The sequence below is a fragment of the Celeribacter baekdonensis B30 genome (assembly GCF_000299875.1).
Lineage (GTDB): Bacteria > Pseudomonadota > Alphaproteobacteria > Rhodobacterales > Rhodobacteraceae > Celeribacter > Celeribacter baekdonensis_A.
In genome coordinates, this window is the sequence record NZ_AMRK01000042.1 from 1 (window position 1) to 548 (window position 548).

Consider the following 548-nt stretch of genomic DNA (forward strand, 5'->3'; position numbering starts at 1 on the left):
GCATCTCCCTCGGCTGTTCCCCTACCTTCCTTCGTGGCCACCGCACTTCTCCCTTTGTCTGAGTTGCATGACATGCTGGTCGCAGCTGTCGTCCCGTCCACAAAGGTTGTCGCCGATCCTTTTCCCCTGTCCCTGCGGGCCATTCCGCGCGGAACAAAAAGACCGGCGCCTGCCCCTCTCCGCTGCGCTTCGCCTTCGGTGTGGCCGGGCCTTGGCCAGCTGCAAGGTGACCATCATTGCAACGCAAACAAGGAGAAGAGCAATGACCACGAACTGCATCAAATTCACCAGCGCCGACATCGAAACCGCCAAGGGCGTCGGCTCCATCTCGACCCTGACCTTCGACCTCGACATCACGGTCGAACCTGTCGCAAGCGCGAACCCGATGGCCCCGACGCATCGCGTCCTCGGTCGCTCCCCGCGCGGCAAGCTGGTCGAGTGCGGCGGCATCTGGAAGAAGCAGAACAAAGAGACCGGCGCGGACTACTACACGCTGACCATCCGCGACCACTGCTTCAACGCCAACCTCGGCAAGGCCGCGAACCAGG

At 62.6% G+C, this 548-nt stretch carries 1 protein-coding gene; it reads left to right on the plus strand.

What is annotated here, in order from left to right:
* Positions 1–262: 262 nt before the first annotated feature.
* A partial coding sequence (locus tag B30_RS21205; protein ID WP_009574320.1) for a DUF736 family protein occupies positions 263–548 on the plus strand: 286 nt, incomplete at its 3' end.